The sequence below is a fragment of the Variovorax sp. genome (assembly GCF_965279555.1).
Classification (GTDB): domain Bacteria; phylum Pseudomonadota; class Gammaproteobacteria; order Burkholderiales; family Burkholderiaceae_C; genus Variovorax.
In genome coordinates this window covers 5,807,664-5,833,129 of sequence record NZ_OZ257247.1, presented here as the reverse complement: position 1 = coordinate 5,833,129, position 25,466 = coordinate 5,807,664, and the positions used below count along the sequence as shown (strand labels likewise).

General features: G+C 67.6%; 20 protein-coding genes. 7 read left to right on the top strand and 13 right to left on the bottom strand.

From position 1 onward, the window contains the following. Positions 1 to 91: 91 nt before the first annotated feature. Both ACQY8B_RS27500 and ACQY8B_RS27495 read right to left on the bottom strand, forming a co-directional pair. Entirely contained in the window at positions 92 to 1,480 is a 1,389-nt protein-coding gene (locus ACQY8B_RS27500; RefSeq protein ID WP_422084806.1) for a CsgG/HfaB family protein, read from the bottom strand. 17 nt (positions 1,481 to 1,497) lie between these two features. Continuing rightward, positions 1,498 to 2,079: a hypothetical protein gene (locus ACQY8B_RS27495; RefSeq protein WP_422084805.1), complete on the bottom strand. Its 582-nt coding sequence runs from the start codon at positions 2,077 to 2,079 to the stop codon at positions 1,498 to 1,500. A gap of 173 nt (positions 2,080 to 2,252) precedes the next feature. On the opposite strand from ACQY8B_RS27495, the gene ACQY8B_RS27490 reads away from it, so the two are divergent. Then, on the top strand, positions 2,253 to 2,621 hold the full coding sequence (locus tag ACQY8B_RS27490; protein ID WP_422084804.1) for a hypothetical protein: 369 nt from the start codon (positions 2,253 to 2,255) through the stop codon (positions 2,619 to 2,621). Positions 2,622 to 2,628: 7 nt separating this feature from the next. On the opposite strand, the gene ACQY8B_RS27485 is transcribed toward ACQY8B_RS27490, so the two are convergent. Then, positions 2,629 to 3,963, bottom strand: coding sequence for an aminotransferase class III-fold pyridoxal phosphate-dependent enzyme (locus ACQY8B_RS27485; RefSeq protein WP_422084803.1), 1,335 nt, complete (start codon positions 3,961 to 3,963; stop codon positions 2,629 to 2,631). A gap of 70 nt (positions 3,964 to 4,033) precedes the next feature. Between ACQY8B_RS27485 and purU the strand changes: the two genes are divergently transcribed. After that, a complete protein-coding gene (gene purU, locus ACQY8B_RS27480; RefSeq protein ID WP_422084802.1) occupies positions 4,034 to 4,900 on the top strand; it encodes a formyltetrahydrofolate deformylase in 867 nt (288 codons plus the stop codon). 1 nt (position 4,901) lies between these two features. Here the strand turns inward: purU and ACQY8B_RS27475 are convergent, their stop codons facing one another. From ACQY8B_RS27475 to ACQY8B_RS27460, 4 genes are all read right to left on the bottom strand, one after another. Continuing rightward, positions 4,902 to 5,276 carry a hypothetical protein gene (locus ACQY8B_RS27475; RefSeq protein WP_422084801.1) on the bottom strand — a complete coding sequence of 125 codons (375 nt, stop codon included), beginning with the start codon at positions 5,274 to 5,276 and terminating at the stop codon, positions 4,902 to 4,904. Between the two features lie 124 nt (positions 5,277 to 5,400). After that, complete coding sequence (locus ACQY8B_RS27470; RefSeq protein WP_422084800.1) at positions 5,401 to 6,666, bottom strand: SGNH/GDSL hydrolase family protein; 1,266 nt, start codon at positions 6,664 to 6,666, stop codon at positions 5,401 to 5,403. Between the two features lie 122 nt (positions 6,667 to 6,788). After that, positions 6,789 to 10,082 carry a carboxyl transferase domain-containing protein gene (locus ACQY8B_RS27465; protein WP_422089121.1) on the bottom strand — a complete coding sequence of 1,098 codons (3,294 nt, stop codon included), beginning with the start codon at positions 10,080 to 10,082 and terminating at the stop codon, positions 6,789 to 6,791. Positions 10,083 to 10,095: 13 nt separating this feature from the next. Further along, on the bottom strand, positions 10,096 to 11,709 hold the full coding sequence (locus ACQY8B_RS27460; protein ID WP_422084799.1) for an AMP-binding protein: 1,614 nt from the start codon (positions 11,707 to 11,709) through the stop codon (positions 10,096 to 10,098). Positions 11,710 to 11,794: 85 nt separating this feature from the next. Here ACQY8B_RS27460 and ACQY8B_RS27455 point away from each other — a divergent pair, with 85 nt between their 5' ends. From ACQY8B_RS27455 to ACQY8B_RS27445, 3 genes are all read left to right on the top strand, one after another. After that, positions 11,795 to 12,487: a TetR family transcriptional regulator gene (locus ACQY8B_RS27455; RefSeq protein WP_422084798.1), complete on the top strand. Its 693-nt coding sequence runs from the start codon at positions 11,795 to 11,797 to the stop codon at positions 12,485 to 12,487. Between the two features lie 25 nt (positions 12,488 to 12,512). Next, a complete protein-coding gene (locus ACQY8B_RS27450) occupies positions 12,513 to 13,772 on the top strand; it encodes a branched-chain amino acid ABC transporter substrate-binding protein (RefSeq protein ID WP_422084797.1) in 1,260 nt (419 codons plus the stop codon). Positions 13,773 to 14,012: 240 nt separating this feature from the next. After that, positions 14,013 to 17,240 carry a bifunctional cytochrome P450/NADPH--P450 reductase gene (locus ACQY8B_RS27445; protein WP_422084796.1) on the top strand — a complete coding sequence of 1,076 codons (3,228 nt, stop codon included), beginning with the start codon at positions 14,013 to 14,015 and terminating at the stop codon, positions 17,238 to 17,240. Positions 17,241 to 17,294: 54 nt separating this feature from the next. On the opposite strand, the gene ACQY8B_RS27440 is transcribed toward ACQY8B_RS27445, so the two are convergent. The 5 genes from ACQY8B_RS27440 to ACQY8B_RS27420 form a co-directional block, all read right to left on the bottom strand. Beyond that, on the bottom strand, positions 17,295 to 18,080 hold the full coding sequence (locus ACQY8B_RS27440; protein WP_422084795.1) for an esterase/lipase family protein: 786 nt from the start codon (positions 18,078 to 18,080) through the stop codon (positions 17,295 to 17,297). Positions 18,081 to 18,167: 87 nt separating this feature from the next. After that, positions 18,168 to 18,803: a TetR/AcrR family transcriptional regulator gene (locus tag ACQY8B_RS27435; RefSeq protein WP_422084794.1), complete on the bottom strand. Its 636-nt coding sequence runs from the start codon at positions 18,801 to 18,803 to the stop codon at positions 18,168 to 18,170. Between the two features lie 25 nt (positions 18,804 to 18,828). After that, the gene (locus ACQY8B_RS27430) at positions 18,829 to 19,278 is read right to left on the bottom strand and encodes a phasin family protein (protein ID WP_422084793.1); all 450 of its coding nucleotides are present in this window, start codon (positions 19,276 to 19,278) and stop codon (positions 18,829 to 18,831) included. A gap of 55 nt (positions 19,279 to 19,333) precedes the next feature. Next, complete coding sequence (locus ACQY8B_RS27425) at positions 19,334 to 19,891, bottom strand: hypothetical protein (protein WP_422084792.1); 558 nt, start codon at positions 19,889 to 19,891, stop codon at positions 19,334 to 19,336. Positions 19,892 to 20,028: 137 nt separating this feature from the next. Beyond that, positions 20,029 to 21,741 (bottom strand): WS/DGAT/MGAT family O-acyltransferase, encoded by a 1,713-nt coding sequence (locus ACQY8B_RS27420; protein WP_422084791.1) that lies wholly within the window; start codon positions 21,739 to 21,741, stop codon positions 20,029 to 20,031. A 200-nt stretch (positions 21,742 to 21,941) separates the two neighbouring features. Between ACQY8B_RS27420 and ACQY8B_RS27415 the strand changes: the two genes are divergently transcribed. Together ACQY8B_RS27415 and rocF are read left to right on the top strand one after the other, a co-directional pair. After that, positions 21,942 to 24,005 carry a prolyl oligopeptidase family serine peptidase gene (locus ACQY8B_RS27415; RefSeq protein ID WP_422084790.1) on the top strand — a complete coding sequence of 688 codons (2,064 nt, stop codon included), beginning with the start codon at positions 21,942 to 21,944 and terminating at the stop codon, positions 24,003 to 24,005. Further along, positions 24,002 to 24,922: an arginase gene (gene rocF, locus ACQY8B_RS27410; protein WP_422084789.1), complete on the top strand. Its 921-nt coding sequence runs from the start codon at positions 24,002 to 24,004 to the stop codon at positions 24,920 to 24,922. Before ACQY8B_RS27415 ends, rocF begins: the two co-directional genes overlap by 4 nt. Here rocF and ACQY8B_RS27405 read toward each other — a convergent pair. Next, complete coding sequence (locus ACQY8B_RS27405) at positions 24,919 to 25,449, bottom strand: DUF805 domain-containing protein (protein WP_422084788.1); 531 nt, start codon at positions 25,447 to 25,449, stop codon at positions 24,919 to 24,921. The genes rocF and ACQY8B_RS27405 overlap by 4 nt on opposite strands. Positions 25,450 to 25,466 lie beyond the last annotated feature (17 nt).

The following is a 25,466-nucleotide window of genomic DNA, read 5'->3' as shown; positions in this document are numbered from 1 at the left end:
GACATGTTTCCTCGGATGTTTGAGAACGATGGGGCGAAGCGTGTGGAACAGATTTCAGGGGACTCGACTTGCTGGATGAATGCGCGGCGGCTCAGCCCCCTTTGCCGGCGCCTTCGGAAGGAATGGAGGTGGCGCTGCCGACCGCCACGCTGCCGATGCGCAGCTTGGCGATCTCCTGCAGCCCCGGGCCATCGCGATGGATCGATGTATCGGCCGCATCGGGCCGCCAGGTGATGCTGATGGCGCCAGGCGCCACGCCGCGGTTGGCCAGCGCCGAAGTGACGGCGGCAATGCGCTGGTCGGTCAGCTCGTCGCGCTTGCGGGCGTCCCAGTTCTCGGTGTCGCGCGCCACCAGCACGATGTCGGTCGCGCCCTTCTTGGCCAGGCCAGCGATCTGGTCGATCAGTGCGAGCGAGCTGCCGCCGAGCGTGGTGGCGCCGAAGTCGAACGGCACCTGCGTGGCCGTGCCGGTGAGGCGGGCGCCGCCAGGGCCGCCCGCGTTGACGGCCACGCCGCCCTGCACCACCGGCGAAGTGACCGCCGCGCCGCCCGCCGTGGCATCGCCCGGGTTGTCGACCTTGCGCAGATCGGCGGCGGGCGTGAGCGGAATGGCTTCGCCGCCGCCCGGGCGCATCGTCATGCAGGGCCGATGGTCGACCTGCGTGACGGCCGCCATGAGCCGCACCACGCCTTCTTCCAGCGCGGCGCGCACGCCCATCTGCACCGGCTCCTGGCCCTTGGCGCCGATGTCCACGTCGTACAGCTTGCTGCCGAAGAAGCGGAACACGTTCAGGCCCACTTCATAGCCGTTGAACTGCTTGGTGAGGCTCACCGTGCGCACCACCATCAGCGACTTGGTGTCGACGATGCGCAGGTCCACGCTCACCGACTGGCTGAAGGTGCGCGCCTTCACGCCCACCTGGTTCACCGCGAACTCGGCGCCGCCCGAGTTGATGTTGTAGTTGAGCTCGGTGATGCCGCCGACGATGAAGTAGTCGGACTTGTTGATGGTCCCGCCGAAGTACGGCATCCACGGCACGGTCTGCCCGCCGTTGGGTCCGCCGAGCTGGTGCGTGCGGCCGTCGCCGAGCTGGCGGCGGTCTGCATACGCGAGCTCGCGCTCGGCGATCACCGGGTCGAAGCGCTCCGCGATGCTCACCGCGCCGCCGAGCTTGCCGAGCGCCGAATACACCATCAGCGCGCCGCCCTGCGTGATGGCATTGCCTTCGTTGATGCTGTACTTGCCGGTGTAGTCCTTCACGTCGCCCACGCCGACGACGATGGGCGGACGCCGCGTGGCCGCGATGTGGTCGGCGTAGCAGGCGAGCACGGCCTCCATCGGCGTGACGTTGTCGCGCACCGAGGGTCCGAGCACCACGGGTGCTTCGTTGGGCGCAAAGCGCTGCTGTGGTGCAGAGACGCAACCGGCGAGCGCCACGGTCGCGACCGCGGCGAGTGCGAATGTTCGGGTGGTGTGCATGTCGCTTGCCCCGGTTTTCAATTGAGCACGCCGAAGGCGCACGCCGAGCTGCCGCCCACGCTGGCCGTCTGCGCGCCGGTGTTGCCCTGCGTCGAGTTCAGCGCCTGGTTGGCCGCGCCCTGCACCTGCGTGCTGGTGCCGCCGACGACCGCCGAGCCGACCGCGCCGCTGTTGGCCTGCGAGGTGCCTACTGTCGCGCCGCCCTGCGAGCCCACGGCGCTGCGGCTGTCGTTGCCCGAGGCGTTCGAATTCGCGCCCGCGTTCGACGGCGAATTCGCGACCGTGCTGTTGTTGCCGTCGTTGCCGGTCGAAGTGGCCGAGACGTTGCAGTTGTATTGCCGGCCGATGGTCGTGTTGTAGACCGGGGCGGCGTAGTAGCCGCTCTTCTGCTTGCGGATCATGTCCTGCACGGCCGCCTGGTTGACCTTGTCGGCGCTCGTCTGGAATTGCCACGCGGCGTTCTCGCCGACGTTGTTGGCCAGCGCCATCGAAGAAGACGCGCAGCCGCAGGCCGCGAACGCAAGTGCGATCAGCCTCGGAACCCGACGGCGACGACGGCCGGCCTCAACGAGACCGGCATGGAAAAAGACGCGCTGCATGACTGCTCCTCTCTGGAATTCGCCCGCCTTGAATCCGTCATTGAATTCGTGGACGCGGCGTTTCGCGAGAGGGGATGCTAGGGACGGCAGGAAGCCGTCGGTATCCCGAGAACCGGTAGAAGTGGCGGGAACAAACCCATCCATGCACGGGCGCGCTGCGACAGAATCCGGCCATGCCGCGCAACGCCATCGCACCCCATCGCCGCCTTCATTTCGCGGGCATCGCGATCCTCGTCGCGGGCTGGATCTGCGCGGTGCTGGTCTACATCGTGGCGAGCGGCAACGACGACGCGACAGCGGCCGATCGCCGCGTCATCGACGGGCAGGTGTACGTGGTGCCCCTCGAAACATCGAAGCGCGAACAGCAGGAGATGGAACGGCTGGGCGGAAAGGCGACCGTATGGATGGCCGAGTCGGCGACCTGGCTTGGCTCGCTGTGGCACGGCAGGCGCCTTGCCTTCACGCTGGCGCTGCTGGCTACGGTTATCGATGGGTCCTGCATCTACCTCGCCGGCCTGGCCAGCGAGGTAGCGGACGGATAGGCAGCCGTCAGGCGTGCGCCTTGATCGCGTCCGCCAGCGTGTTCACCAGCGTGTCGATGTGCGACTTTTCCGCGATGTATGGCGGCGCGATCACCAGCACGTCGCCGGCGGGGCGCACCAGCGCGCCCTTGTGGAAGCAATCCAGGAAGACTTCATAGGCGCGCTTGCCCGGCGAGCCTGCGATGGGTGCGAGCTCCACCGCAGCGGCCATGCCCAGGCTGCGAATGCCGATGACGTTGGGCAGGCCTTTGAAGGCGCTGTGGAAGGCATCGCCCAGCACCTTGCCCATTTCGCCCGCGCGGGCGAACAGGTTGTCCTGCTTGAACAGGTCGAGCGTGGCAATGGCCGCGGCGCAGGCCACCGGGTGGCCCGAGTAGGTGTAGCCGTGGAAGAACTCGACCACGTGCTCGGGCGCATCGGTCTTCATCATCGCGTCGTAGAGCTTGTCGCGGCAGATCACGCCGCCCAGCGGAATCACGCCGTTGGTCACGCACTTGGCGAAGTTCAGCATGTCGGGCACCACGCCGAAATAGTCCGACGCGAAGTTGGTGCCCATGCGGCCGAAGCCGGTGATGACCTCGTCGAAGATCAACAGGATGCCGTGCTTGTCGCAGATCTCGCGCAGGCGCTTGAGGTAGCCCTTGGGCGGCAGGTACCAGCCTGCGGAACCGGCCACCGGCTCCACGATGATCGCGGCGATGTTGCTCGGATCGTGCAGCGGCAGGATGCGGGTTTCGAGTTCGACCAGCGGGTCTTCGGCCCACACCGGCTCCTCGTTGTGGATGTAGGCATGGTTCACCGGATCATGGATGAAGCGCATGTGGTCCACGCGCGGCAGGAAGGCCGAGCCGAACACCTTGCGGTTGCCCGGAATGCCGCCCACCGACATGCCGCCGAAGCCCACGCCGTGGTAGCCCTTCTCGCGGCCGATGAACACATTGCGGTGGCCTTCGCCGCGCGCGCGGTGATAGGCCAGCGCCACCTTCATCGAGGTGTCGGCGGCTTCGGAGCCCGAGTTGCAGAAGAGCACCTTGTTCAGGTCGCCGGGCGCCAGCGAGGCGATCATTTCCGCCGCCTTGAAAGCCTTGTCGTTGCTGACCTGGAAGGCGGTGGCGTAGTCGAGCGTGTCGAGCTGCTTCTTGATGGCCTCGTTGATCGGCTTCCTGTTGTGGCCCGCGCCCACGCACCACAGCGACGAGATGCCGTCGATCACCTTCTTGCCGTCGTGGGTGGTGAATTCCATGCCATCGGCCGCGACGAACACGCGCGGATCCTTGCGGAAATGACGGTTGGGGGTGAAGGGCAACCACTGGTTGTCCATGTTGAAGTCCTGGAAGGCCATGTCTCGCTCCTGCGGGTTATGGGGTCGGGGAAAATCGCGATTCTGGCACCCCTGCGACAATTCCACCCAGATGACGACCTCTACGCCTACCTCGCCCGCCTACATCCTGAACCTCTCCTGCCCCGACCGGACAGGCATCGTGCACGCCGTCTCGGGCTTTTTGCTCGAGCGTGGCGCCAACATCGAAGAGGCAGCCCAGTACAACGACCACGGCACCGGCCTGTTCTTCATGCGTGTGCGCTTCGCCTGCGGCGACCACAGCGAAGCCGCGCTGCGCGAAGAGCTGAAGACCTTCGCCGCCGGCTTCGGCATGACGCTGCAGCTGCACGCCGCCGCCGAGCCGATGAAGACCGTGCTGCTGGTCAGCAAGGAGGGCCACTGCCTCAACGACCTGCTGTTCCGCTGGAAGAGCGGCCTGCTCGCCATCGACGTGCGCGCCATCATCTCGAACCACCGCGACTTCTACCAGCTGGCCGCCAGCTACAACGTGCCGTTCCACCACATCCCGGTGACGGCCGCGACCAAGGCCCAGGCCGAGGCGAAGCAGCTGGAAATCATCGAGGCCGAAGGCGCCGAACTGGTGGTGCTCGCGCGCTACATGCAGATCCTGAGCAACGACCTGTGCCGCAACCTGGCCGGCCGCGCGATCAACATCCACCACTCGTTCCTGCCCAGCTTCAAGGGCGCCAAGCCCTACTACCAGGCGCACGACCGCGGCGTGAAGCTGATCGGCGCCACCGCCCACTACGTGACGGCCGACCTCGACGAAGGCCCGATCATCGAGCAGGACGTGACCCGCGCCGACCACACCGACACGGTGGAAGACCTCACGGCCCGCGGCCGCGACACCGAGAGCCAGGTGCTGGCCCGCGCGGTGAAGTGGCACAGCGAGCACCGGGTGCTGCTGAACGGCCACCGCACCGTCGTCTTCCGCTAGTTCAGTTCCTGTAGGGGTTGTTCGGCCGGCGGTCGTAGCGGTTGGGCACGCCGTCGCCGTCACGGTCCCAGCGACCGGTGCTGTACACCCAGCGGCCGCCGTCCTGGCGCCATTCCGGCGCGCGGTATGCATAGCCCGGACGGGCACGCACCCAGTTGCCGCGCACCCACACATGGCGACCGCCACGCCACTCGTAGTGGCCCGGCGCCCAGACAAAACCCCGGCGCGGCGGCGGCACGCGCTCGAAACGCGGCGGAGGCGGTGCCACCTGGACGGTCACCACGGGTTGCGCCTGCGCGGCGGTGGGAACGGTCAACGCGCCTGCCGACAGAAGCGAAGCCGTACCGATGGAAAGAGCCAATGCGATTTTTTTCATGAAGGACTCCTCATGAGTAGTTGGAGGAGCCTTCATGCTGCATTGCTCATGTGAACCGCCTGTAAGCGAGACACGAAGTCTTATGTAGAGCTGTTTCGCGATCCACGTTGCAAATAGCGCACGCTCACTCCAGCAGTTCCTTCAGGTCGACGGCCTCCGCCATCGCCGCATGCCCGGCCTTGTTCGGGTGCAGATGGTCGCCGCTGTCGTACTTCGGGTTCAGCGCGAGCGGATCGGCGGGGTCGCGCAGGATGGCGTCGAAATCGATCACGCCGTCCACGTCCTGCCGGCCGCGGACCCAGGTGTTGACCGCGCCGCGCATGGCCTCGGTCGCCTGCGTCCAGTAGGGCGTGTTCCGGAACGGCGGCACGGTGCCGATCATCAGCTTCACGCCCTTGGCGCGTGCCTGCTTGATGAGCTGCTCGAGCCCTTCGGTGATGCGCTCGGCGGTGGGCGCCTCGGACGCGGTGTGCGGGAACCCCGGCACGTCGGCGAACGCCCCGCGGCCGATGTCGTTGGTGCCCATCAGCACGATCACGTGCGTCACCCCGCTTTGCGCCAGCACGTCCTTCGCGAAGCGCGACATGCCGCTGGGCCCCGAGCTGTCGAGCAGCAGCCGGTTGCCGCCGATGCCCATGTTGATCACCGACAGCCCCGCCGGCAACTGCGGGCTGTCGCGCAGCCGCGTGGCCAGCATGACGGGGTAGGCGCCGCCGGTGGCATCGCCGCTGCCAGCCGTGATCGAGTCGCCGAAGGCCACCACGATGCGGGCCGGCTGGCTCGTCATCACGTCGAGGCCGGTCACGATGTGGTTGAGCGCCAGCGGCGCCGCGCCTTGCATCTTGGGTGTCCCGGTGGCGTTGCCAGGGGCGACCCAACTCGTGCCCTGGCCGTTCTGGTGGATGGTCGCGAAGGGCGTCGGCTGGTCGAGGTAGGTGCTCACCGCCAGTGTTTGTCCGGCCTCGGCCTTCAGGTCGATGCCGTCGCTCCAGGCATCCGCGCCCGGGGCGATGGTGAGGCTGCCACGACCACCGAAGCGCAGTACGCCCAGCGTGGCCGGAGACACCGCGTTCCCGCCGGTGACCAGCCCCACGCTCGCCGCGGCGATGCGCAGCGGCGCCTTGCCGAAGCGGTTGGAGAAGCGCACGCGCACGCGGCTTCCGTCCAGCGCGGGCTGCACCAGCTGGCGCAGCGTCTGGCCGCGAAACACATGCTTGCCGGGCCCTGCCAGCGGTGCGGTGGTGGGGTTCGCTATGAGTTCGCTGAACTCCATGGGCGCCGCCGCCCAGCTTGCGACCCAATGGGCCTCGGCGGGCTGCCGGGGCGGCTGGCCGGCGGATGGCAGTGCCCACACGCCGGCACCCACCGCGGCAAGGAACAATGCGACCATCCAATGCGTTGCGGCGCCCGCGCAAAACCGGGCCCGCCAACGTGAAATCAATTCCATGCGCGCAAAGCCGCCCAGTTTACGGAGCCACCTTTACCCCGGTCGTTACGAGGTCTGGCGTGCGGTTACCAGGTGTCCACGTAGGGCGAGACGGGTTCGTGGCGCCCGGCGGCCGAATCCAGCCCGCGCACCAGCCAGGTGCGCGTGTCCGCCGGGTCGATCACCGCGTCGATCTCCAGGGTCTGCGCCATGTGGATCGCCTCGCCGTTGGCGTACTGTTGCGCAACGAGCTTCTTGAACAGCGCGTCGCGCTCATCACCTTCCGGCACGGCGGCCAGTTCCTTGCGGAAACCCAGCCGCACGGCACCTTCCAGCCCCATCGCCCCGAATTCGCCGGTGGGCCAGGCCACCGTGAAAACCGGCGCATCGAAGCCGCCCGCCGTCATCGCCTGCGCGCCCAGGCCATAGCCCTTGCGCAGCACCACCGCGAAGAACGGCACGCGCAGATGCGACGCCACCATGAACATGCGGCAAACATGGCGCACCTGTGCCTGCGCCTCGATTTCAGGGCCGACCATGAAGCCGGGCGTGTCGCACAACGAAACAATCGGAAGCCCGTGCGCATTGCAAAGCTGCATGAAGCGCGCGGACTTGTCTGCCGCCTCGACGTCGATCGCGCCGCCCAGGTGATGCGGGTTGTTGGCCATCAGGCCCACCGGCCTGCCCTCGATGCGCGCCAGCGCAGTGACCACACCTGCGCCGAAGCCCGCGCGCAGCTCGAGCAGCGAGCCGGTGTCGGCCACGCCGCGCATGGCCGCGCGCACGTCGTACACGCGCAGGCGGTTCTCGGGCACCACGTGGCGCAGCGTGCGCGGATCGGCGCATTGCCAGTCGGAGGTCGGGCCCTGGAAGTACGAGAGATATTGCTTCGCCGCCGCCACGGCCGCCGCCTCGTCGTCCACCAGGATGTCGATCACGCCATTGCGCGACTGCACGCTGCTGGGCCCGATCTGCTCGGGCGCGAAGGTGCCGAGACCGCCGCCCTCGATCATCGCGGGGCCGCTCATGCCGATGTTGCTGCCCTTGGTCGCGATGATCACGTCGGCGCAGCCCAGCAGCGCCGCGTTGCCCGCGAAGCAGCGGCCATGCACGATGCCGACCACCGGCACCTTGCCCGACAGCGCCGCGAACTGGCTGAAGGTGTGGTTGTTCAGGCCCGCGACGATCGGCATGTCTGTATCGCCCGGCCGCCCGCCGCCGCCTTCCGCGAACAGCACGACCGGCAGCTTCAGCTGGTGCGCCACCGCCAGCAGCCGGTCGGTCTTGTGGTGGTTGCGCATGCCCTGCGTGCCGGCCAGCACCGTGTAGTCGTAGGCCAGCACCGCGCAGCGTGATGCCTCGGGGCCGAACTGCTTGGCGTTGACGCTGCCCAGGCCGGTGACCATGCCGTCGGCGGGCGTGTTGGCGATCAGGTCTTCCAGAGTGCGGCGGCGCGTCTGCGCGGCGATGGCGAGCGCACCGTACTCGATGAAGTTGCCGGGGTCGGATGCGGTGTCGCACAGGTCCGCGATGTTCTCGCGCGCGGTACGGCCGCCCTGCGCGTGGCGCTTGTCTACGGCGGCCTTGCGGTTGATGTCCAGCGTGGGCGCGTGGCGGTCGATGACCTTCTGCAGGTCGGGGCGGATGGTGTCGAGGTCGTGCTCGGCGCGCGCCTCGGCTTCCACGGCCTGCGCATCGACGGCTTCGAGCTGCACCAGAGACTGACCTTCGACGAGGTAGTCGCCGGGCGCGGCCAGCAACGCGACCACGCGGCCGGCGACGCTCGCATGCAGCAGGTGCTCCATCTTCATGGCCTCGAGCACGCCGAGCTGCGCGCCGGCCGGCAGCACGTCGCCGACGGCGACTTCGAACTGCACGAGGCGCGCGGGCATCGGCGCCTTCACCGTGAGCTCGTCAGCGCCGTCGTCCGTCATGGCGGCTTCGGCTGCAGGCGCGACGACCGTCTTCCTTGCCAGCTTTTCAAACGATGCCGAGGCCGCAAGCAGATCGCCCAGGTGCGCCTCGACGAAACGGGTGTGCACCGCCTGCGTCGCGAACTCGGGCCGCGCGGCAATGGCACGCAGCAGCGACAGGTTGGTGGCGATGCCTTCGATATGGCATTCGTCCAGCGCGCGCAGCGAGCGCCGCAGCGCATCCGCGAAACGTGGCGACGGCGAATGCACGATCAGCTTCGCGAGCAGCGTGTCGTAGTGCGGCGAAGGCGCGAGCCCGGCATAGCCATGCGTGTCGACGCGAACGCCCGGCCCCGCGGGCAGATCGAAGCGCGCCAGCGTGCCGCCCGAAGGCCGCGCATTGCCCTGCGCATCGAGCGTCTCCGCATTGATGCGCCACTGCACAGCAAAGCCGCGCTGCGGCGCCGTGCGATCGGCCTCCACGCCCAGCGCGCCCAGCGGTTCGCCCGCCGCCACCGAAATCTGCAGCTGCACGAGGTCCAGCCCCGTCACCGCCTCCGTCACCGTGTGTTCGACCTGGAGGCGCGGATTGGCTTCGATGAAGACGAAGGGCAGCGTCGACGATTCCGCGTCGACCAGGAATTCGAAAGTGCCGAGCCCGCGATAGCCCACCGTCTTCGCCATGCGCAGCGCGGCCTGCGTGACCTGCGCGCGCAAGGCTTCGGGCAGCGAAGGGCTGGGCGCGATTTCCACCAGCTTCTGGAAGCGCCGCTGCAGCGTGCATTCGCGCTCGCCCAGGCTGGCCACCGACTGTCCGTCGCCCAGCACCTGCACCTCGATGTGCCGCGCGTTGCGCATCAGCCGCTCGACATACACGCCCTCGATGCCGAAGGCCGCCTTGGCCTCCGACATGCAGCGAGCATGCGCCTGCGCAAGATCCTGCGCATCCAGCACCGCGCGCATGCCGCGCCCGCCGCCGCCGCCGATGGCCTTGACCATCACGCCCGCGCCCTGCGCATGCTGCTCGGCAAAGAAGGCCTGCGCCTGAGCGAGCGTCACGGCGCCGGCGCTGCCGGGCATCACCGGCACGTCGCATTGCGTGGCCAGCGCGCGTGCACGCGCCTTGTCGCCGAACAGGCCGAGTTGCTCCGGCGTGGGGCCGATGAAGACCAGGCCGGCGTCCGCGCAGGCCTGCGCGAAGTCGGCACGCTCGCTGAGGAAGCCGTAGCCGGGATGCACTGCATCGCAACCCTGCGCCTTTGCCACCGCAATCAGCGCCGCGACATCGAGATAGGCGGCGGGCCCGGTGGCATCGAGCGCCACCGCCACGTCGGCGAGTTGCGTGTGCAGCGCCGCCGCGTCGTCGCGTGCATGCACCGCCACGCTGGCGATGTCCAGGTCGCGCAGCGCGCGCACCAGCCGCACGGCGATCTCGCCGCGGTTGGCAATCAGAACTTTGGAGAACAGCAAACGGAACCTCTCAGCTTTTGTCTTTGAGCAGCCGGCGCAGCACCTTGCCGGCGCCGGTGGTCGGCAGTGCGTCGATGAAGCTCACGGCGCGCGGCGCCTTGTAGCTCGCCATGTTGTCGCGCGCCCAGGCCACGAGCGCGTCGGCCTCCAGCGAGGCGCCGGGCTTGCGCACGATGAAGGCCTTCACCACCTCGCCCTTCTCCGCATCGGGCTGCGCGATGACTGCCGCCTGTGCCACCGCCGGATGCTTGATGAGGATGGTCTCGACCTCTTCCGGGAACACGCTGTAGCCCGAGACCTTGATCATTTCCTTGAAGCGCCCGATGAAGGTGAGGTAGCCGTCGGCATCGAGCTTGCCCATGTCGCCGGTGTGCACCCAGCCGTTGCGCAGCGTGGCGGCGGTGGCCTCGGGCTTGTTCCAGTAGCCCTTGAACGAGCCCTTGCTGGTCAGCACGATCTCGCCGACCTCGCCCACCGGCATGTCGGCCTGGGTGTCGGTGTCGATGATGCGGATGGTCACGCCCGGCACCGCGATGCCCTGCGTACCCCAGCGCGGCGCATGGTGCGGCGTGTAGGTGTCGCAGGTGTGGGTCTCGCTCAGGCCGTAGGCGGCTTCGAACGAGGTGCAGTTTGGCGCATGCGAGCGCCACTGCTGCGCGAGCGGCTCGGTGAAGGTGATGCCGAAGCTGGTCACCGGGTTCATCTTCAGGCTGCCCAGGTCGAAGGCGGCGATGTCCGGCACCTGCATGCAAGCCACGTTCATCGGGGCGATGCTGTACCACCAGCTCACCTTGTATGTTGCGATGGCCTGCAGCACGGCGCGGGGGTCGAAGCGATGCAGCAGCACCGAGGCCGCGCCGCTGAGCACCGGCACGTTGACGCCCATCAGCATGCCTGCGATGTGATACAGCGGCGCGATGGACAGCAGCACGTCGGCGGGCCCCACGCCGTTGCAGTCGGCCGCCGCGCGCGTCTTGAAGAGCGCGTTGGCGTAAGTGAGCATCGCGCCCTTGGGCAGGCCCGTGGTGCCCGAGGTGTAGGTCATGAGCGCCACGTCGTCCATGTCGATGGCCACGGGCTGCGGCCTGGCATCGGCAGTCATCACGGCGAGGAAGTCTTCGCAGCCCTCGGGCACGGTGCGCGCCGTGTTGCGTTCGGCGGCGAGTTCGGCGGGCAGGTCGAGCGTGGGCTCCGCGGGCAGCAGGTCGGCGTAGTGCACGGCGAACACATGCGCGAGTGCGCTGTCAGGCTGCACCTTGCGCACCACCGGCAGCAGCGGCGCAGCCGCGACGATCACCCGCGCCTTCAGGTCGTTGACCTGGTAGGCCAGCTCATGCTCCTTGTTGAGCGGGCCGCTCGGGCAGACGATGGCGCCGATCTTCTGGATGCCGAAGTGCGCCACCAGGTATTGCGGGCAGTTGTTCAGGAACAGCACCACAGGCTCGCCCTTCTTCACGCCCAAGGCCTGCAGCCGCGCCGCGAAAGCGTCGCTCGCGCGGTCGAGCTCGGCCCAGTTCATGGCGTGGCCGTACCAGATGCAGGCGGGGCTCGCGCCGCGTTCGCGCGCGTGGGTGCGCAGGTACTCGTGCAGGGGCTGCTGGGGGCGGTCGGGCAATGTCTCCATGGCGTCACTTTCTCAGGGTTATCGATAGCCGCCCATGCAGGGCGGGCGCTTGCCAATGCCGCATGGTGCACGAACAATCCTACCCATGGGTATAACTTCCGCGACACGGCAAAAACCCTCTGGAGACCAGAGCGAGACAACGACCACGCAGCCGCACCTGCCGCAGGGCACCGGCCGGCAGCGCGCCGCCACGCAGGGCACCGACCTTCAGCGCGAGCGCATCCTGCAGGCGGCGGCGCAGCTGTTCGCGGCGCAGGGCTATGCCAACACAACCATGGCGCAGATCGTTCGCGCGCTGGGAGTGACCAAGCCTTTCGTGTACTACTACTTCCGCGACAAGCAGGAGATCTTCGAGACGCTCTCGTGGGCACCGGCGGTCGACTGCTTCACCGCGCTCGACTTCGCGGCCACAGACCCGCGCCGCGCCAGCGAGAAGGTGCTCGAAGGCATCGAGCGGCTGATCCGCGCGACCATCACGCACCACCCGGCAGCCTTCTTCGCCTACCGCGAGCCGCAGGTGTACCGGCCCGAATACCTGGCCGCGCAGAAGAAGCTGGCGCACCACTTCTACGACCTGCTGTGCCCGCTGCTCGAAGAAGCGCGGCGCGACGGCGACCTCGACTTCACCGAGACCAAGATCACCGCGCTCGCGGCCTGCAGCCTGCCGGGCTTCCTGTACAGCTGGTACCGGCCGGGCGGACGCCTGTCTCCCGACGAGGTGGTGGCCGAGCTCACCATGCTGGCCAGCCGCGTGATCGGGCTGCGAACGAAGAACTGAAGACAAAACCCTCCGGAGACAAACCATGAAGTTCAACCGTGCGCCATTGGCGCGGATCGCCCTTGCCTCTGTGCTTTGCATCGCGGGTGCCGCGCATGCTCAACAGCAGCAGACCTACAAGATCGCCTACATCGACCCGCTCTCGGGCCCCTTCGCCAATGTCGGCGAGCTGATGCTGATGCACACGCAGTACGCCATCGAGGACATCAACGCCAAGGGCGGCGTGCTCGGCGGCACCAAGCTGCAGCTGCTGCAGTTCGACAGCAAGCTGTCGGCGCAGGAAAGCCAGAGCGCGCTGCAGGCGGCCATCGACCAGGGTGCGAAGGCGATCGTGACGGGCGGCTCGGGCTCGTCGGTGGTCACGGCGCTGGTGCAGTCGGTGGCGCGCTGGAACCAGCGCAACCCGGGCAAGGAGCTGATCGTGCTGAACCACTCGTCCATCGACCCGGAGATGACGGGCAAGGCCTGCAGCTTCTGGCACTTCCAGACAGAGGCGAACACGGCGATGAAGATGAAGGCGCTGGCCAACTACATCAAGAAGACGCCCGACGTGAAGAAGGTCTATCTGCTGAACCAGGACTATGCGCACGGCAAGCAGTGGGCCAGCTATGGCCGCCAGATGGTGGGCCTGGCGCGGCCCGACATCCAGTTCGTCGGCGAGACGCTGCACCCCATCGGCCGCGTGAAGGACTTCGCGCCCTACATCGCCAACGTGAAGCAAAGCGGCGCGGACTCGGTCATCACCGGCAACTGGGGCCAGGACATGACGCTGCTGCTGAAGGCCGCGGGCGACGCGGGCTACAACCTGCGTTACTTCAACCACAGCGCGGGTTCGGTGCCGGGCACGGTGACCGCTGTGTCGCAGGCGAAGCTGGGGCAGCTGACATGGGTGGCCGAATGGCATCCGGGCGAGGCCGACACGCCGAAGGTGGACGCGCTGGCCAAGGCGTACAAGGCCAAGACGGGCAAGGACTTTCTGGCGCCGCGCATCGACATGACGCCGCGCCTGCTGGCTGCGGCCATCAACAAGGCAGGCTCTACGGACACGGTGAAGGTGGCTCATGCGCTCGAGGACCTGACTTTCGATTCGGTGGTGGGGCCGGTGCGCATGCGTGGCGAAGACCATCAGTTGCTGCTGCCGCAGGTGGTCAACACCATTGCGCCGGTGGACGGCAAGACCGTGAAGGTGGGCTGGGAGGGCACGAACTACGGGTTTCGCACTGACGCGGTCTATACCGGGAACGAGCTGGCCCAGGGTACCGAGTGCAAGATGGTTCGGCCCTGACTCTTCCCTGTGGCTTCAGGTTCAGGGCGTGTGCGCAGGCCACCGGGTACTCCCCTCCGCGAATGTCCCCCGTCGGCGTGAGCGCGCCCTGAACGCGCCCTGAACGCGCCCTCAATGAACACCTGAAACGAACCCGGAAGCTAAGGGAAACCCCGTCCTCCCTGCCCCCGTGCCGTCGGGATACTCCGGTTGCTACACCCCGGACATCCGAAGCGGGTCCAACCCGAAGGCACAACAACGATGGCAGGCAAAAACTCGCTCCACCCGATCCCGCATCCGGCGAAGAAGCCCTTCGTCGGCAACCTGCTGTCGATCGGCTCCGATTCTCCCGTGCTCGACATGTGGAAGATCGCGCAAGACCTCGGTGGCATCTACTGGCTCGACATGCCGGGCATGCCGGTGATCGTGGTGTCGTCGCCCGCGCTGGTCGACGAACTGTGCGAGGAAGCCCGCTTCGACAAGAGCACGCGCGGCGCATTGCGCCGGTTGCGTGCCGCGTCGCATGGCCTCTTCACATCAGACACGCACGAAGAAACCTGGTCGAAGCCGCACAACATCTTGCTGGCCAACTTCAGCCAGCGCGCGATGCAGGCCTACCACCCGATGATGCTGGACATTGCCGGGCAACTGGTCACCAAGTGGGAGCGCCTGAACTTCGACGAGGAAGTGGACGTGGTGCGCGACATGACCGCGCTCACGCTCGACACCATCGGCCTGTGCGGCTTCGGCTACCGTTTCAACTCGTTCTACCGCGAAGGCTTTCATCCCTTCGTCGATGCGATGGTGCGCACGCTGGAGACGGTGCAGAACCGCCGCGGCCTGCCGCTGGAAGAGCTGATGCTGAAGAAGGAGCTTGCGCAGCAGCGCAAGGACATCCGCTACATGCACAAGATGGTGGAAGACATCATCGAGGAGCGGCGCGCGAGCGGCGCCGACATCGCCACCAAGCCCGACCTGCTGAGCTACATGATCGCGGGCGTGGACAAGAAGAGCGGCGAGCAGCTCACCGACAAGATGATCCGCGACGAGTGCATCGAATTCCTCATCGCGGGGCATGAAACCACCAGCGGCCTGCTCTCGTTCGCCATCTACTTCCTGCTGAACAACCCCGAGGCCATGGCCAAGGCGCAGGCCGAGGTCGACAACGTGTTCGGCCCCGACACCACGCAGAAGCCCACCTACGCGCAGGTCAACCGCCTGCAGTACGTGATGCAGGTGCTGAAGGAATCTCTGCGCCTGTTCCCCACGGCGCCTGCCATCTCGATGCGCGCCAAGGAAGACACCAAGATCGGCGGCCAGTACACCATCAAGAAGAACAACATGATCATCATGCATGCGCTGGCGCTGCATCGTGACAAGGGCATCTGGGGCGAGAACGCCGACCGGTTCAACCCCGACAACTTCAGCCGCGAGGCCGAGCGCGAGCGGCCGGTGAACGCCTTCAAGCCCTTCGGCAACGGGCAGCGCGCCTGCATCGGGCGGCAGTTCGCCCTGCAGGAGGCGGTGCTCACGCTGGGCATGATCCTGCAGCGCTTCAACCTGGTGGACCACACGGGCTACAAGCTGAAGATCAAGGAAGCGCTCACCATCAAGCCCGAGGGCTTCAGGATCAAGGCGCTGCTGCGCGACCCGGCCACGCGCCCGCGCGGCAACACGACCGACGCGGCGGCCGCTCCGGTGCAGCCCGTGCAGGCCGCGCAGCGCAAGCCGCAGGCCGCGCGCCACGGCACCTCGCTGCTGGTGCTGCAGGGCTCGAACCTCGGCACCGCCGAAGACCTGGCGCGCCAGCTGGCCGAGGCGGGCGAGATGCGCGGCTTCTCCACGCAGCTGGCCTCGCTCGACGACTATGCCGAACGTCTGCCGGCCAACGGCGCGGTCGCGATCGTCTGCGCTTCGTACAACGGCGTGGCGCCCGACAACGCGGCCGAGTTTCACCGCTGGCTCGACAAGGCAGACGACGCGCTCAACGGCGTGCGATTCAGCGTGTTCGGCTGTGGCAACACCGACTGGGCCGCCACCTACCAGGCCGTGCCGCGCCGCATCGACGAGCGGCTCGAGGCACTGGGCGCCACGCGCGTGCATCCGCGCGGTGAAGGCGATGCGCGCGAAGACATGGATGGCGCCTTCCAGGACTGGAGCGACGCGCTCTGGCCCGAGCTGGTGAAGGCCTTCGACATCAAGACCGGCGCCGACACGCCCGCGCAGAGCGAACCGCTCTACACGCTGGAAGAGCTGCCGCCGCCGCAGAAGAACGCCATCGTCGATGCGCTGGGCGCGGTGGCGCTGCGGGTGATCGAGAACCGCGAGCTGCAAAGCGGCGCGAGCGAGCACAGTGGCGAAGCCGGCCGCTCCACGCGCCACGTCGAGCTGATGCTGCCAGAGGGCCTGGTCTACCGCGCCGGCGACCACCTCAGCGTGGTGCCGCGCAACAGCCCGGCGCAGGTCGAGCGTGCAATGGCGCGCTTCGGCTTCGACCGCACGGCGCATGCGCGCCTGCATGCCGTCGCGGGCCGCAAGGCGGCGCTGCCGCTCGAGCAGGTGATCGCGGTGGACCGCCTGCTGGGCGACTACGTCGAGCTGCAGGACGTGGCCACGCGCAAGCAGATCGCCACGCTCGCGGCCTACACCGAGTGCCCGTTCACCAAGCCCAAGCTGGTGGCCCTGTCAGGCAGCGACGAGGCTTCGCAGGCGGCATACAAGGCCGACGTGCTCCACAAGCACAAGTCGCTGCTCGACCTGCTGGAAGAGCATCGCGCCTGCCAGGTGCCGTTCGCGGTGTTCCTCGAAATGCTGTCGCCGCTGTCTCCGCGCTATTACTCCATCTCCTCGTCGCCGACGATGACGCCGGGCAAGTGCAGCGTGACGGTGGGCGTGGTGAGCGGCCCCGCCAGGTCGGGCATCGGCACCTTCGAGGGCGTGTGCTCCAACTTCCTGGCGCGCGCCGAAGCGGGCGACACGGTGCACGGCGTGGTGCGCGAGACCACGGCCGAAGGCTTCAGGCTGCCGGAAGATGCGAGCCGCCCGCTCATCATGATCGGCCCCGGCACCGGCCTCGCGCCATTCCGCGGCTTCCTGCAGGAACGCGCGGCGCAGATAGAGGCCGGCAATGCGCTCGGCGAGGCGCTGCTGTTCTTCGGATGCCGCCACCCGGAGCAGGACTTCATCTACGCCGACGAACTCCAGGCCTGGGCACACCGCGGCGTGATGAAGCTGCACACCGCCTTCTCTCGCGCGGGCGAGCGCAAGGTCTATGTGCAGGACCTGATCCGCGAGCAGGCGGCGCACGTGTGGAAGCTGCTCGAAGCGGGTGCGGTGGTCTATGTGTGCGGCGACGGCTCTCGCATGGAGCCCGACGTGCGGCGCACGCTGAGCGATCTGGCACGCGAGCATGGGCACGACAGCGCGGCATGGATGGACAAGATGATCGCGGACCAGCGCTATGTGCTGGATGTTTGGGCCGGCAGCTGATGAGAAACAGAAAAGCCGGCGACTGCCGGCTTTTCTTCGATCTCGACGCCCCGCTCAGATGTCCCGATCAGGGTCCGGATAAACCAGCGGCCCCAGCAACCCGCGATTGAACGGCTTCCACTGCCCTTCCGGCTGCGCCAGCCGGTCAGCCACCGCATAGAGCACCGCCGGATGCCCACCCAGGCCCAGGTGGCTGGCCAGCACCTCGATGTTCTCCGACTGCGGCCCGGTCTTCTCGATGCTGCAGCGCCATGCCACCACACCGTCGGTGCGGCTGAAGATCGAAGTAGTGGGCACCGGTGGCGTGGGCTGCACGAACTTCATGCGGCGCGGGTCGTGAGAGCTCTGTCCACTCACGCCTTCGTACACCCGCCATGCGTTGGTGGCGCGCGGGCTGCCGGAGAACGGGCTGCCCAGGGTGATGACGTTGCGGATCATCGGCGCGTATGACGACGCCAGCAGCCGTGCATACACGCCGCCCAGGCTCCAGCCGATCACGCTGACCTTCTGGCCGCTCTTCTCGTGCAGGGTCTTGAGCAGCTCGACCATGCCGTCTTCCACGCCTTCGCGCGGACCGAGGTTGCGACCCAGGCCCCAGCCGTGGGCGTCGTAGCCGCGGCTGCGGAGGTAGCGGCGCAGCAGCAGCGTGGAACCGTCGCCCGCCACCAGCCCAGGCAGCACCAGCACCGGGTGGCCGTCGCCGCGCGGCGTAAGCTGAAGCAGCGGCCACATGGCGATGCCCGCGCCGGTCTCCCAGAGCGCACGGGCTTCGGCAAGCAGCAGCAGGCGCGACGGCGGCGCGATGGGATCGTTGGCTCGGGCGTGGGTGGCAGTGGTCATGATGGAGGGCTCCTTTTTGGTTTTTTATCTTCTTCAAGACGAAGTTGGGGCTGCAGCAGCCAATGCCCCGTCGGACAACAACGACATTTATCCGAGGTATTTGCCCCTCAGGTAATCGAGGTAAGCCCTCGATTCGCTCGAAACATACGGCGAAACCAGCGTGAGCGTGTAGAAGGCCGCCAGGCCGGGGTCGGCCTGCGCCAGGGCGTCGCGCCCCGGCACGAGCCGCTCGAACGACAGCCAGCAGGTGGTGGTGAACACCATCTGCAGCGCCAGGATGCGGGCCTGCTCGGCGCTGGTCTCGATCACGCCCGATGCAACCAGCCCTTCGCAGAGCGCCTGCGCGGCCAGGAGGTTCTGCGCCGTCAGGGCCTGCGCGCGCTGGCCGAGCGCGGGGTACTCGCTGGCCAGGAAGGCCATGTCGCGGTAGATGAAGCGGTACTCGTCGATGGCCTCGAAGCGCAGGTGCAGCGCCAGCCACAGGTCGTCGATGGCGGCGATGGAGGCCGACGAGCCGTTGAGCGCTTCCATGCGCTGCTCGAAGCGCCGGAACAGCCATTCGACGATGAGTTGCTTGGCCTTGAAGTGGTAGTGCAGGTTGCCGGGGCTGATGCCCAGCTCTGCCGCGATCTTGTGCGTCGACACGGCCGCGAGGCCTTGCGCGTTGAACAGCGCAAGGCTGGCCTGCAGGATGCGGTCGCGCGTGGTGTTGGAGCTGGCCACAACCGGGGCGTTGCGTTGTGGCCGCTCAGCGTTTGCCGCGTCCGCGCGGGGCGGCTGTGGCCACAGTAGCGGTGCCTTCGAGTTGCGCCACGCGTTCGCGCAGTTGCGCAACCTCGTCGCGCAGGGCCTGCACTTCGTCCGCGCCGGGCATGCCCAGGCGCTGCATGGCGGTGGCGACGCGCTGGTCGAACACGTCTTCGAACTTGCGGATGCCGAAGCTGTCCAGGCCGAGGCTGGGCACCTTGCCCTGCCCGATGCCGAGCAGGCCTTCGATCACGTTGGCCTGGCGCTTGGCGACGTCGTTGCGCACGTTGTCCAGCGCCTTGAGGCCGGCACGCAGCAGGCCTTCGGCCTTGCCGGGCTGCGCCGCGGGCTTTTTGGCGGCGGGCGCTTTCTTCTTCACGGCTGGCACCCTCTTCTTGGCAGGCGCCGCCTTCTTCTTCGAGTTTGCGGTTTCGTCAGGACGGGTCGCCATGCAAGTGCTCCAGATGCCGGAAAAATGAAAAGGGCGCCGCAAGGCGCCCCGGGGGTCAGGCCGCCTTGCGGGCAGCAGCGCGGCGAACCGGCTTCTTGGCGACGCCGGCCCTGGCCTTCACCGTGCGGACCGGCTTGGCAGCTTCTTCGGCGCCGCTCACGCGGGCTTCGATCTGCCTGGTGCCGGCGACGATCTTGTCGGCGATCTGCACCGAGACGGTGGCGATCGGCTGGTTGATGGCGCTCAGCGTGTTGATGACCGAGGTGGCCACCGGCGATTCGATGCGCGCCACGCGGCCGGCGACCGTTTCGATGCCGGTCGTGGTGCCCGCGGCCACGCGGTCCATCACGTTCACGATGCGGCTGGTGTCGATGTCCAGGCGGTTGGCCAGGAAGCCGTTGATCTTCTCTTGCGCGCCGATCAGGTTGGCCTTGACCTTCTCGCTCACCATCGGGATCTGGCGGCTGCCCAGGAAGTCGCTGTAGCGCGAAGCGGCGCCGTTCAACAGGCGATGCACGCCGGTGCGGTAGGCGCCGACCAGGGTCTTGCCCGCGTCGTTGTACTGGCCGATGACGTGAACGGCTGCGGAAGCGATGGTGGTTTGCGTGGACATGGTGTGGTTTCCTTGAAGTTGAAAGGTTCGCGAAGGAAACGGGGTGTCTTTCGCGATGGACCTATCTTCTTCCTCGAGGCCTAGGCCTGGAAAACTAGAACGGTCGGAAAACTAGTCCAACTGCCCCAATTTTCTTTTCATGCCGCCGCGGCCCGCGAAGTGCCGGAACGCTTGGCCGGAGCGGCCTTGCGCGCCGGCGTCTTGGACGCTGCGGGCTTGGCCTTCTTCGCCACCGCCTTGAGAGGGGCCTTGGCCGGGGCCTTCGCCTTCACAGCCTTCACCGCCTTCTTTGCTGCCGCGACTTTCACCGGCGCTTTCTTGCGCGCGGCCGGCTTCTTCTTCGCGGCAACCGGCGCGGCGGCCTGGGCGTCGTCCGAAGGCGCCTCGACCGTTTTCGGCGGCACCGGCGCAGGCGCGGCGCCGGCGGCGGCCGGGTGCTTCTGCGTCAGCTCCATCAGCAGCTTGTGCTCGGCCAGCAGGTAGTCGCCGATCTCGGTGATGTCCGGCACGGCGCGGCGGCAGGCGATCAGGCCGTAGTCCATGCGGCCGTTGTAGCTCTGCACCGTCACGTTCAGCGCCGTGCCGTGGCTGGCGATCGACACCGGGTAGTAGCAGGTGACGAGCGCGCCGGCAAAGTACATCGGGAACGGCGCGCCGGCCACGTTGGAGATGGCCACGTTGGCCGCAGGGGGCAGCAGGTTGACGATGCCCGAACGCCCCACCATCGACGCGATGCCCGACACCAGCCACGGCGCGGCGAAGGTCGGGAAGTCGTCGAGCACCACGGCCTTGAAGCGGTTCATGGTCGACTTCGACGAGGTCGACGACGCGTTGATCGCCTTCAGCCGCTGCAACGGGTCGGTGATGTCGGTGGCCAGGCTCACCAGGATCATGCTGGCCTGGTTGTTGGCCGTCTGGTCGCCCGCCTCGCGCAGGCTCACCGGCACGCCGGCCACCAGCGGCTTGGCCGGCAGCTCGTTGTTGTCGGCCAGGTAGTGGCGCAGCGCACCGGCCACGGTGGCCATGACCACGTCGTTGAGCGACACGCCGAAGTGCTTGGCGATGTACTTGGTCTCGGCCAGCGAGATGGTGCGCCCGGCGAAGGTGCGCTGGTTGGTGATCGACACGTTGAGCGAGGTGCGCGGCGCGAAGAGGTTGAACTTCTTCGGCGCGGCGGTCGTGTTCTTCTCGGCCGCCTTCTCGTCGGGCTTGGCCAGGCCGCCGATGGCGCGCGCGATGGCGGGCGCCATCTTGAAGAGCTTCACGTACTGCTGCGCGGTGTTGCGCAGCGCCGCGGTCGCCAGCTCGGCCATGCCCAGCTGGTAGCCGCTGCCGCGCGGACGCGAACGCGGCGGCTTCACCACGCGGCCGGTGGCCTCGAGGTCGAAGATGGCCTTGCCCACTTCCACGCCCGCCTGCCCGTCGATGCCCGCATGGTGCACCTTGGTGTAGAGCGCCACCTGCCCGCTCTTGAGGCCGTCGATGATGAAGAACTCCCACATCGGCCGGCTGCGGTCGATGAGCGTGGAATGCAGCCGCGCCACGTATTGCTGCAACTGCCGGTTGGTTCCGGGCTTGGGCAGCGTGATGTGGCGCACGTGGTAGTCGAGGTCGATGTCGTCGTCCTCGACCCACACCGGGTTGGTCATGTCGAAGGGCATCAGCGCGAGCTTGCGCGTGAACACGTCGGCCAGGTGGATGCGGCTGGCCATGAAGTTCTTGGCGTCTTCGTAGAAGTCGCCCTTGTAGCCCTTGGGCAGGTCGAGCACGTTCAGGGAGCCCACGTGCATCGGCATTTCCGGCGTTTCCAGGTGCAGGAAAGTGGCATCAAGTCCGCTCAGGTGTTTCATGTGTTGTGTCTCCTTGGTGGGGCATGCGCCGATTGGCAGGATAGCGCGGGCATCGCGTTTAGGGGCCTCGCCTTCTTCAGTGTTTCCACCGGGGGGAAGGCACCGGCGGCACAGGGGTTTGCCCCAGGTAATGAAAAAGCGGCTGCGAGCAAATCCACTGCGTGCACATGTGTTTCACGCGGTCTCCGTACACTGAGGCCATGACATCCAGCCTCACCCAGCAGCACCCCCAGGACGACCACCTCTGGCTCGAAGACATCGACGGCGACAAGCCGCTCGACTGGGCCCGCGCGCAGAACGCACGCACCGTGCAGGCCTATGCGCAGTCGCCCGCGTTCGATGCGCTCCAGCGGGGCATCCTCGAGGTGCTCGACTCGGACGACCGCATCCCGATGGTGCGCAAGATCGGTGCGCGCTTCTACAACTTCTGGCGCGACAAGGACCATCCGAAGGGCCTCTGGCGCCGCACCACGCTGGACGAGTACCGCAAGCCGCAACCCGCCTGGGAGACCGTGCTCGACCTCGACGCGCTGGCCGCGGCCGACGGCGAGAACTGGGTCTGGCACGGCGCCGACTGCCTGGAGCCCGACTACAGGCGCTGCCTGATCTCGCTCTCGCGCGGCGGCGCCGACGCCGACGTGGTGCGCGAGTTCGACCTGGAGACCGCGCAGTTCGTCGAAGGCGGCTTCTCGCTGCCCGAGGCCAAGAACCACGTGGGCTGGAAAGACATCGACCACCTCTACGTGGCCACCGACTTCGGCCCCGGCTCGATGACCAGCTCCAGCTACCCGCGCATCGTGAAGGAGTGGCGCCGCGGCACGCCGCTGGCCAACGCCGTGACGGTGTACGAGGGCCTGCACGAGGACATGTCCGTCAGCGCCTGGCGCGACAACACGCCCGGCTTCGAGCGCGACTTCGTCACGCGGCAGATCGACTTCTACGAGAGCGAAACCTGGCTGCGCGGCGCCGACGGCCGCCTGGTGAAGATCGACGTGCCCGACGATTCCAACACCGACATCACGCGCGAATGGATGCTGATCGAGCCGCGCGAAGACTGGACGGTGGGCGGCCGCACCTACGCCTCAGGCTCGCTGCTGGCCGCGAAGTTCGACGACTACATGGCCGGCAGGCGTGAACTGACGGTGCTGTTCGAGCCCGACGACACCACCGCGCTCGACGACCACTCGTGGACGCGCAACCACCTGATCCTCAACGTGATGCACGACGTGGTGAACCGCCTCGAGGTGCTCACGCCGCCTGCCGATGGAAAGGGGCCGTGGAAGCGCGAGAGCCTGGGCGGCGCGCCCGCGCTCTCGACCATCGCGGCCGGCGGCATCGACGAGGACGAGAACGACGACTACTTCCTCACGGTCAGCGGCTTCCTGCAGCCGACCACGCTCTACATCGGCACCATCGGCCATGGTGAGCCCCAGGTGCTGAAGCACAGCCCCGCCTTCTTCGACGCCTCGCGCTACAGCGTGAGCCAGCATTTCGCCACCTCGAAGGACGGCACCCGCGTGCCCTACTTCGAGATCGCCGCCAAGGACCTGCAGGCCAACGGCAGGAACCCCACGCTGCAGTACGCCTACGGCGGTTTCGAGATTTCATTGCAGCCCAGCTACAGCGGCAGCATCGGCCGCGCATGGCTGGACCAGGGCGGCGTGTACGTCGTCGCCAACATCCGTGGCGGCGGCGAGTACGGCCCGCGCTGGCACCAGGCCGCGCTGCAGGAGAACCGGCTGCGCACCTGCGAGGACTTCGCGGCGGTGTCCGAGGACCTCATCGCGCGCAAGATCACCTCGCCCGCGCACCTGGGCGCGATGGGCGGCAGCAACGGCGGCCTGCTGATGGGCAACATGCTCACGCTGTACCCGCGGCTCTACGGCGCGATCGTGAGCGAGGTCGCGCTGCTCGACATGCGGCGCTACACGCAGCTTTCGGCCGGCGCCTCGTGGATCGCGGAATACGGCGACCCGGAGCTGCCCGAGGAGTGGGAGTTCATCCGTACCTTCTCGCCTTACGAGAACGCGATGCCGGGCCAGGCCTGCCCGCCGGCGCTCTTCACCACCTCGACGCGCGACGACCGCGTGGGGCCGGTGCATGCGCGCAAGATGCACGCGAAGATGCTGGCGCTGGGCCACGACAGCAGCTTCTACGAGAACATGGAAGGCGGCCACAGCGCGGCCGCGGACAACAAGGAATCGGCGTTCATGGATGCGCTGGGCTATGCATATCTGTGGCAACACCTGAGGAAGCCGGCATGACCAACAACACCACCACCCTCGAACTGATCGGCGCGCCGACCGACATCGGCGCCAGCGTGCGCGGCGCCGGCATGGGGCCCGACGCGCTGCGCGTGGCAGGCCTGCCCGAGGCGCTGGCGAAACAGGGCTACGCGGTGATCGACCGCGGCAACCTCGCGGGCCCCGCCACGCCGTGGGCGGCGCCGGCCAACGGACTGCGCCATCTGGACGAGGTGGTCACGTGGAACCGCTCGGTCTACGCCGCCGTCGACAGCGCGCTCGGCGCCGGCCATGTGCCGCTCATGATGGGCGGCGACCACTGCCTGGCCATCGGTTCGATCAGCGCGGTGGCGTGGCATGCGCGCAGGCGCGGCAAGAAGCTGCGCGTGCTGTGGCTCGACGCGCACTCCGACGTCAACACCGAAACCACCAGCCCCAGCGGCAACCTGCACGGCATGCCGGTGTCGTGCCTGCTGGGCCACGGGCCGGCGGTGCTCACGGGCTGGAGCGGCGAGCGCGCGGCGCTGGCGCACGAGGCCATCCGCTTCATCGGCATCCGCAGCGTGGACAGCGACGAGAAGGAAGCCATTCGCACGCTGGGCCTGAACGTGTTCGACATGCGCCACATCGACGAACACGGCATGCGCACCACCATGACCGAGGCGCTGCAGGACGTGGATGAAGACACGCACCTGCACGTGAGCTTCGACCTCGACTGCCTCGACCCCGGCATAGCGCCCGGCGTGGGCACCGGCGTGCGCGGCGGGCCGACCTACCGCGAGATGCAGCTGTGCATGGAAATGATCTCGGACACCGGCCGGCTCTGCTCGCTCGATGTGGTGGAGCTGAACCCGGCCCTCGATGTGCGCAACCAGACGGCCGAGGTGGCCGTGGAACTCATCGAGAGCCTGTTCGGCAAGTCGACGCTGGTGCGTTAGCGGGTGGCCGGCATCGCGATGGCCAGCACGATGCCGATCAGCGCGACCACGGGCAGCAGCCATGCGCCGATGATGACGCCCAGGCCGTTCGGCGGCGGCGGCGCGCCGAAGCGGTTGCGGCCATTGGTGCCGCCCTTGAAGACCCAGATCAGCCCCACGAAGGGAATGAGCGCCAGCAGCAGCATCCAGCCCGACCAGTCCATGTCGTGCGTGCGCTGGATCGCCGCCAGCACATAGAAGATGAAATAGGGAATCAGGGCCAGCCCGGTCACGATGCCGATGCCGGTCGGTGTGCCCAGACCCGCCGCGCCGATGATGCCGCCCAGCACGCCGGCCCCCGCGACGCACAGCAGGTACGAATACATCATGTACGCCAGGAAGCGCACCCGCCCGATCCGGCCCTTGGCGGACCACAGCTTCACGGGCTGGACGCTCGCGTTGTCTTCGTAGACGTCGTCCACCGCCGCGCGGGGCGCGGCATAGGGGTTCGGATTGAGATTGGGGTTGGGGTTGGTCAATTCCGTCATGTGCTTCTTCTCCTCTG

Excerpts from the sequence above, each read along its gene's own strand:
- ACQY8B_RS27500 (WP_422084806.1), bottom strand. The coding sequence starts at position 1,480 with ATGCACACCACCCGAACATTCGCACTCGCCGCGGTCGCGACCGTGGCG.
- ACQY8B_RS27495 (WP_422084805.1), bottom strand. The coding sequence starts at position 2,079 with ATGCAGCGCGTCTTTTTCCATGCCGGTCTCGTTGAGGCCGGCCGTCGT.
- ACQY8B_RS27490 (WP_422084804.1), top strand. The coding sequence starts at position 2,253 with ATGCCGCGCAACGCCATCGCACCCCATCGCCGCCTTCATTTCGCGGGC.
- ACQY8B_RS27485 (WP_422084803.1), bottom strand. The coding sequence starts at position 3,963 with ATGGCCTTCCAGGACTTCAACATGGACAACCAGTGGTTGCCCTTCACC.
- purU (WP_422084802.1), top strand. The coding sequence starts at position 4,034 with ATGACGACCTCTACGCCTACCTCGCCCGCCTACATCCTGAACCTCTCC.
- ACQY8B_RS27475 (WP_422084801.1), bottom strand. The coding sequence starts at position 5,276 with ATGAAAAAAATCGCATTGGCTCTTTCCATCGGTACGGCTTCGCTTCTG.
- ACQY8B_RS27470 (WP_422084800.1), bottom strand. The coding sequence starts at position 6,666 with ATGGTCGCATTGTTCCTTGCCGCGGTGGGTGCCGGCGTGTGGGCACTG.
- ACQY8B_RS27460 (WP_422084799.1), bottom strand. The coding sequence starts at position 11,709 with ATGGAGACATTGCCCGACCGCCCCCAGCAGCCCCTGCACGAGTACCTG.
- ACQY8B_RS27455 (WP_422084798.1), top strand. The coding sequence starts at position 11,795 with ATGGGTATAACTTCCGCGACACGGCAAAAACCCTCTGGAGACCAGAGC.
- ACQY8B_RS27450 (WP_422084797.1), top strand. The coding sequence starts at position 12,513 with ATGAAGTTCAACCGTGCGCCATTGGCGCGGATCGCCCTTGCCTCTGTG.
- ACQY8B_RS27445 (WP_422084796.1), top strand. The coding sequence starts at position 14,013 with ATGGCAGGCAAAAACTCGCTCCACCCGATCCCGCATCCGGCGAAGAAG.
- ACQY8B_RS27440 (WP_422084795.1), bottom strand. The coding sequence starts at position 18,080 with ATGACCACTGCCACCCACGCCCGAGCCAACGATCCCATCGCGCCGCCG.
- ACQY8B_RS27430 (WP_422084793.1), bottom strand. The coding sequence starts at position 19,278 with ATGGCGACCCGTCCTGACGAAACCGCAAACTCGAAGAAGAAGGCGGCG.
- ACQY8B_RS27425 (WP_422084792.1), bottom strand. The coding sequence starts at position 19,891 with ATGTCCACGCAAACCACCATCGCTTCCGCAGCCGTTCACGTCATCGGC.
- ACQY8B_RS27420 (WP_422084791.1), bottom strand. The coding sequence starts at position 21,741 with ATGAAACACCTGAGCGGACTTGATGCCACTTTCCTGCACCTGGAAACG.
- ACQY8B_RS27415 (WP_422084790.1), top strand. The coding sequence starts at position 21,942 with ATGACATCCAGCCTCACCCAGCAGCACCCCCAGGACGACCACCTCTGG.
- rocF (WP_422084789.1), top strand. The coding sequence starts at position 24,002 with ATGACCAACAACACCACCACCCTCGAACTGATCGGCGCGCCGACCGAC.
- ACQY8B_RS27405 (WP_422084788.1), bottom strand. The coding sequence starts at position 25,449 with ATGACGGAATTGACCAACCCCAACCCCAATCTCAATCCGAACCCCTAT.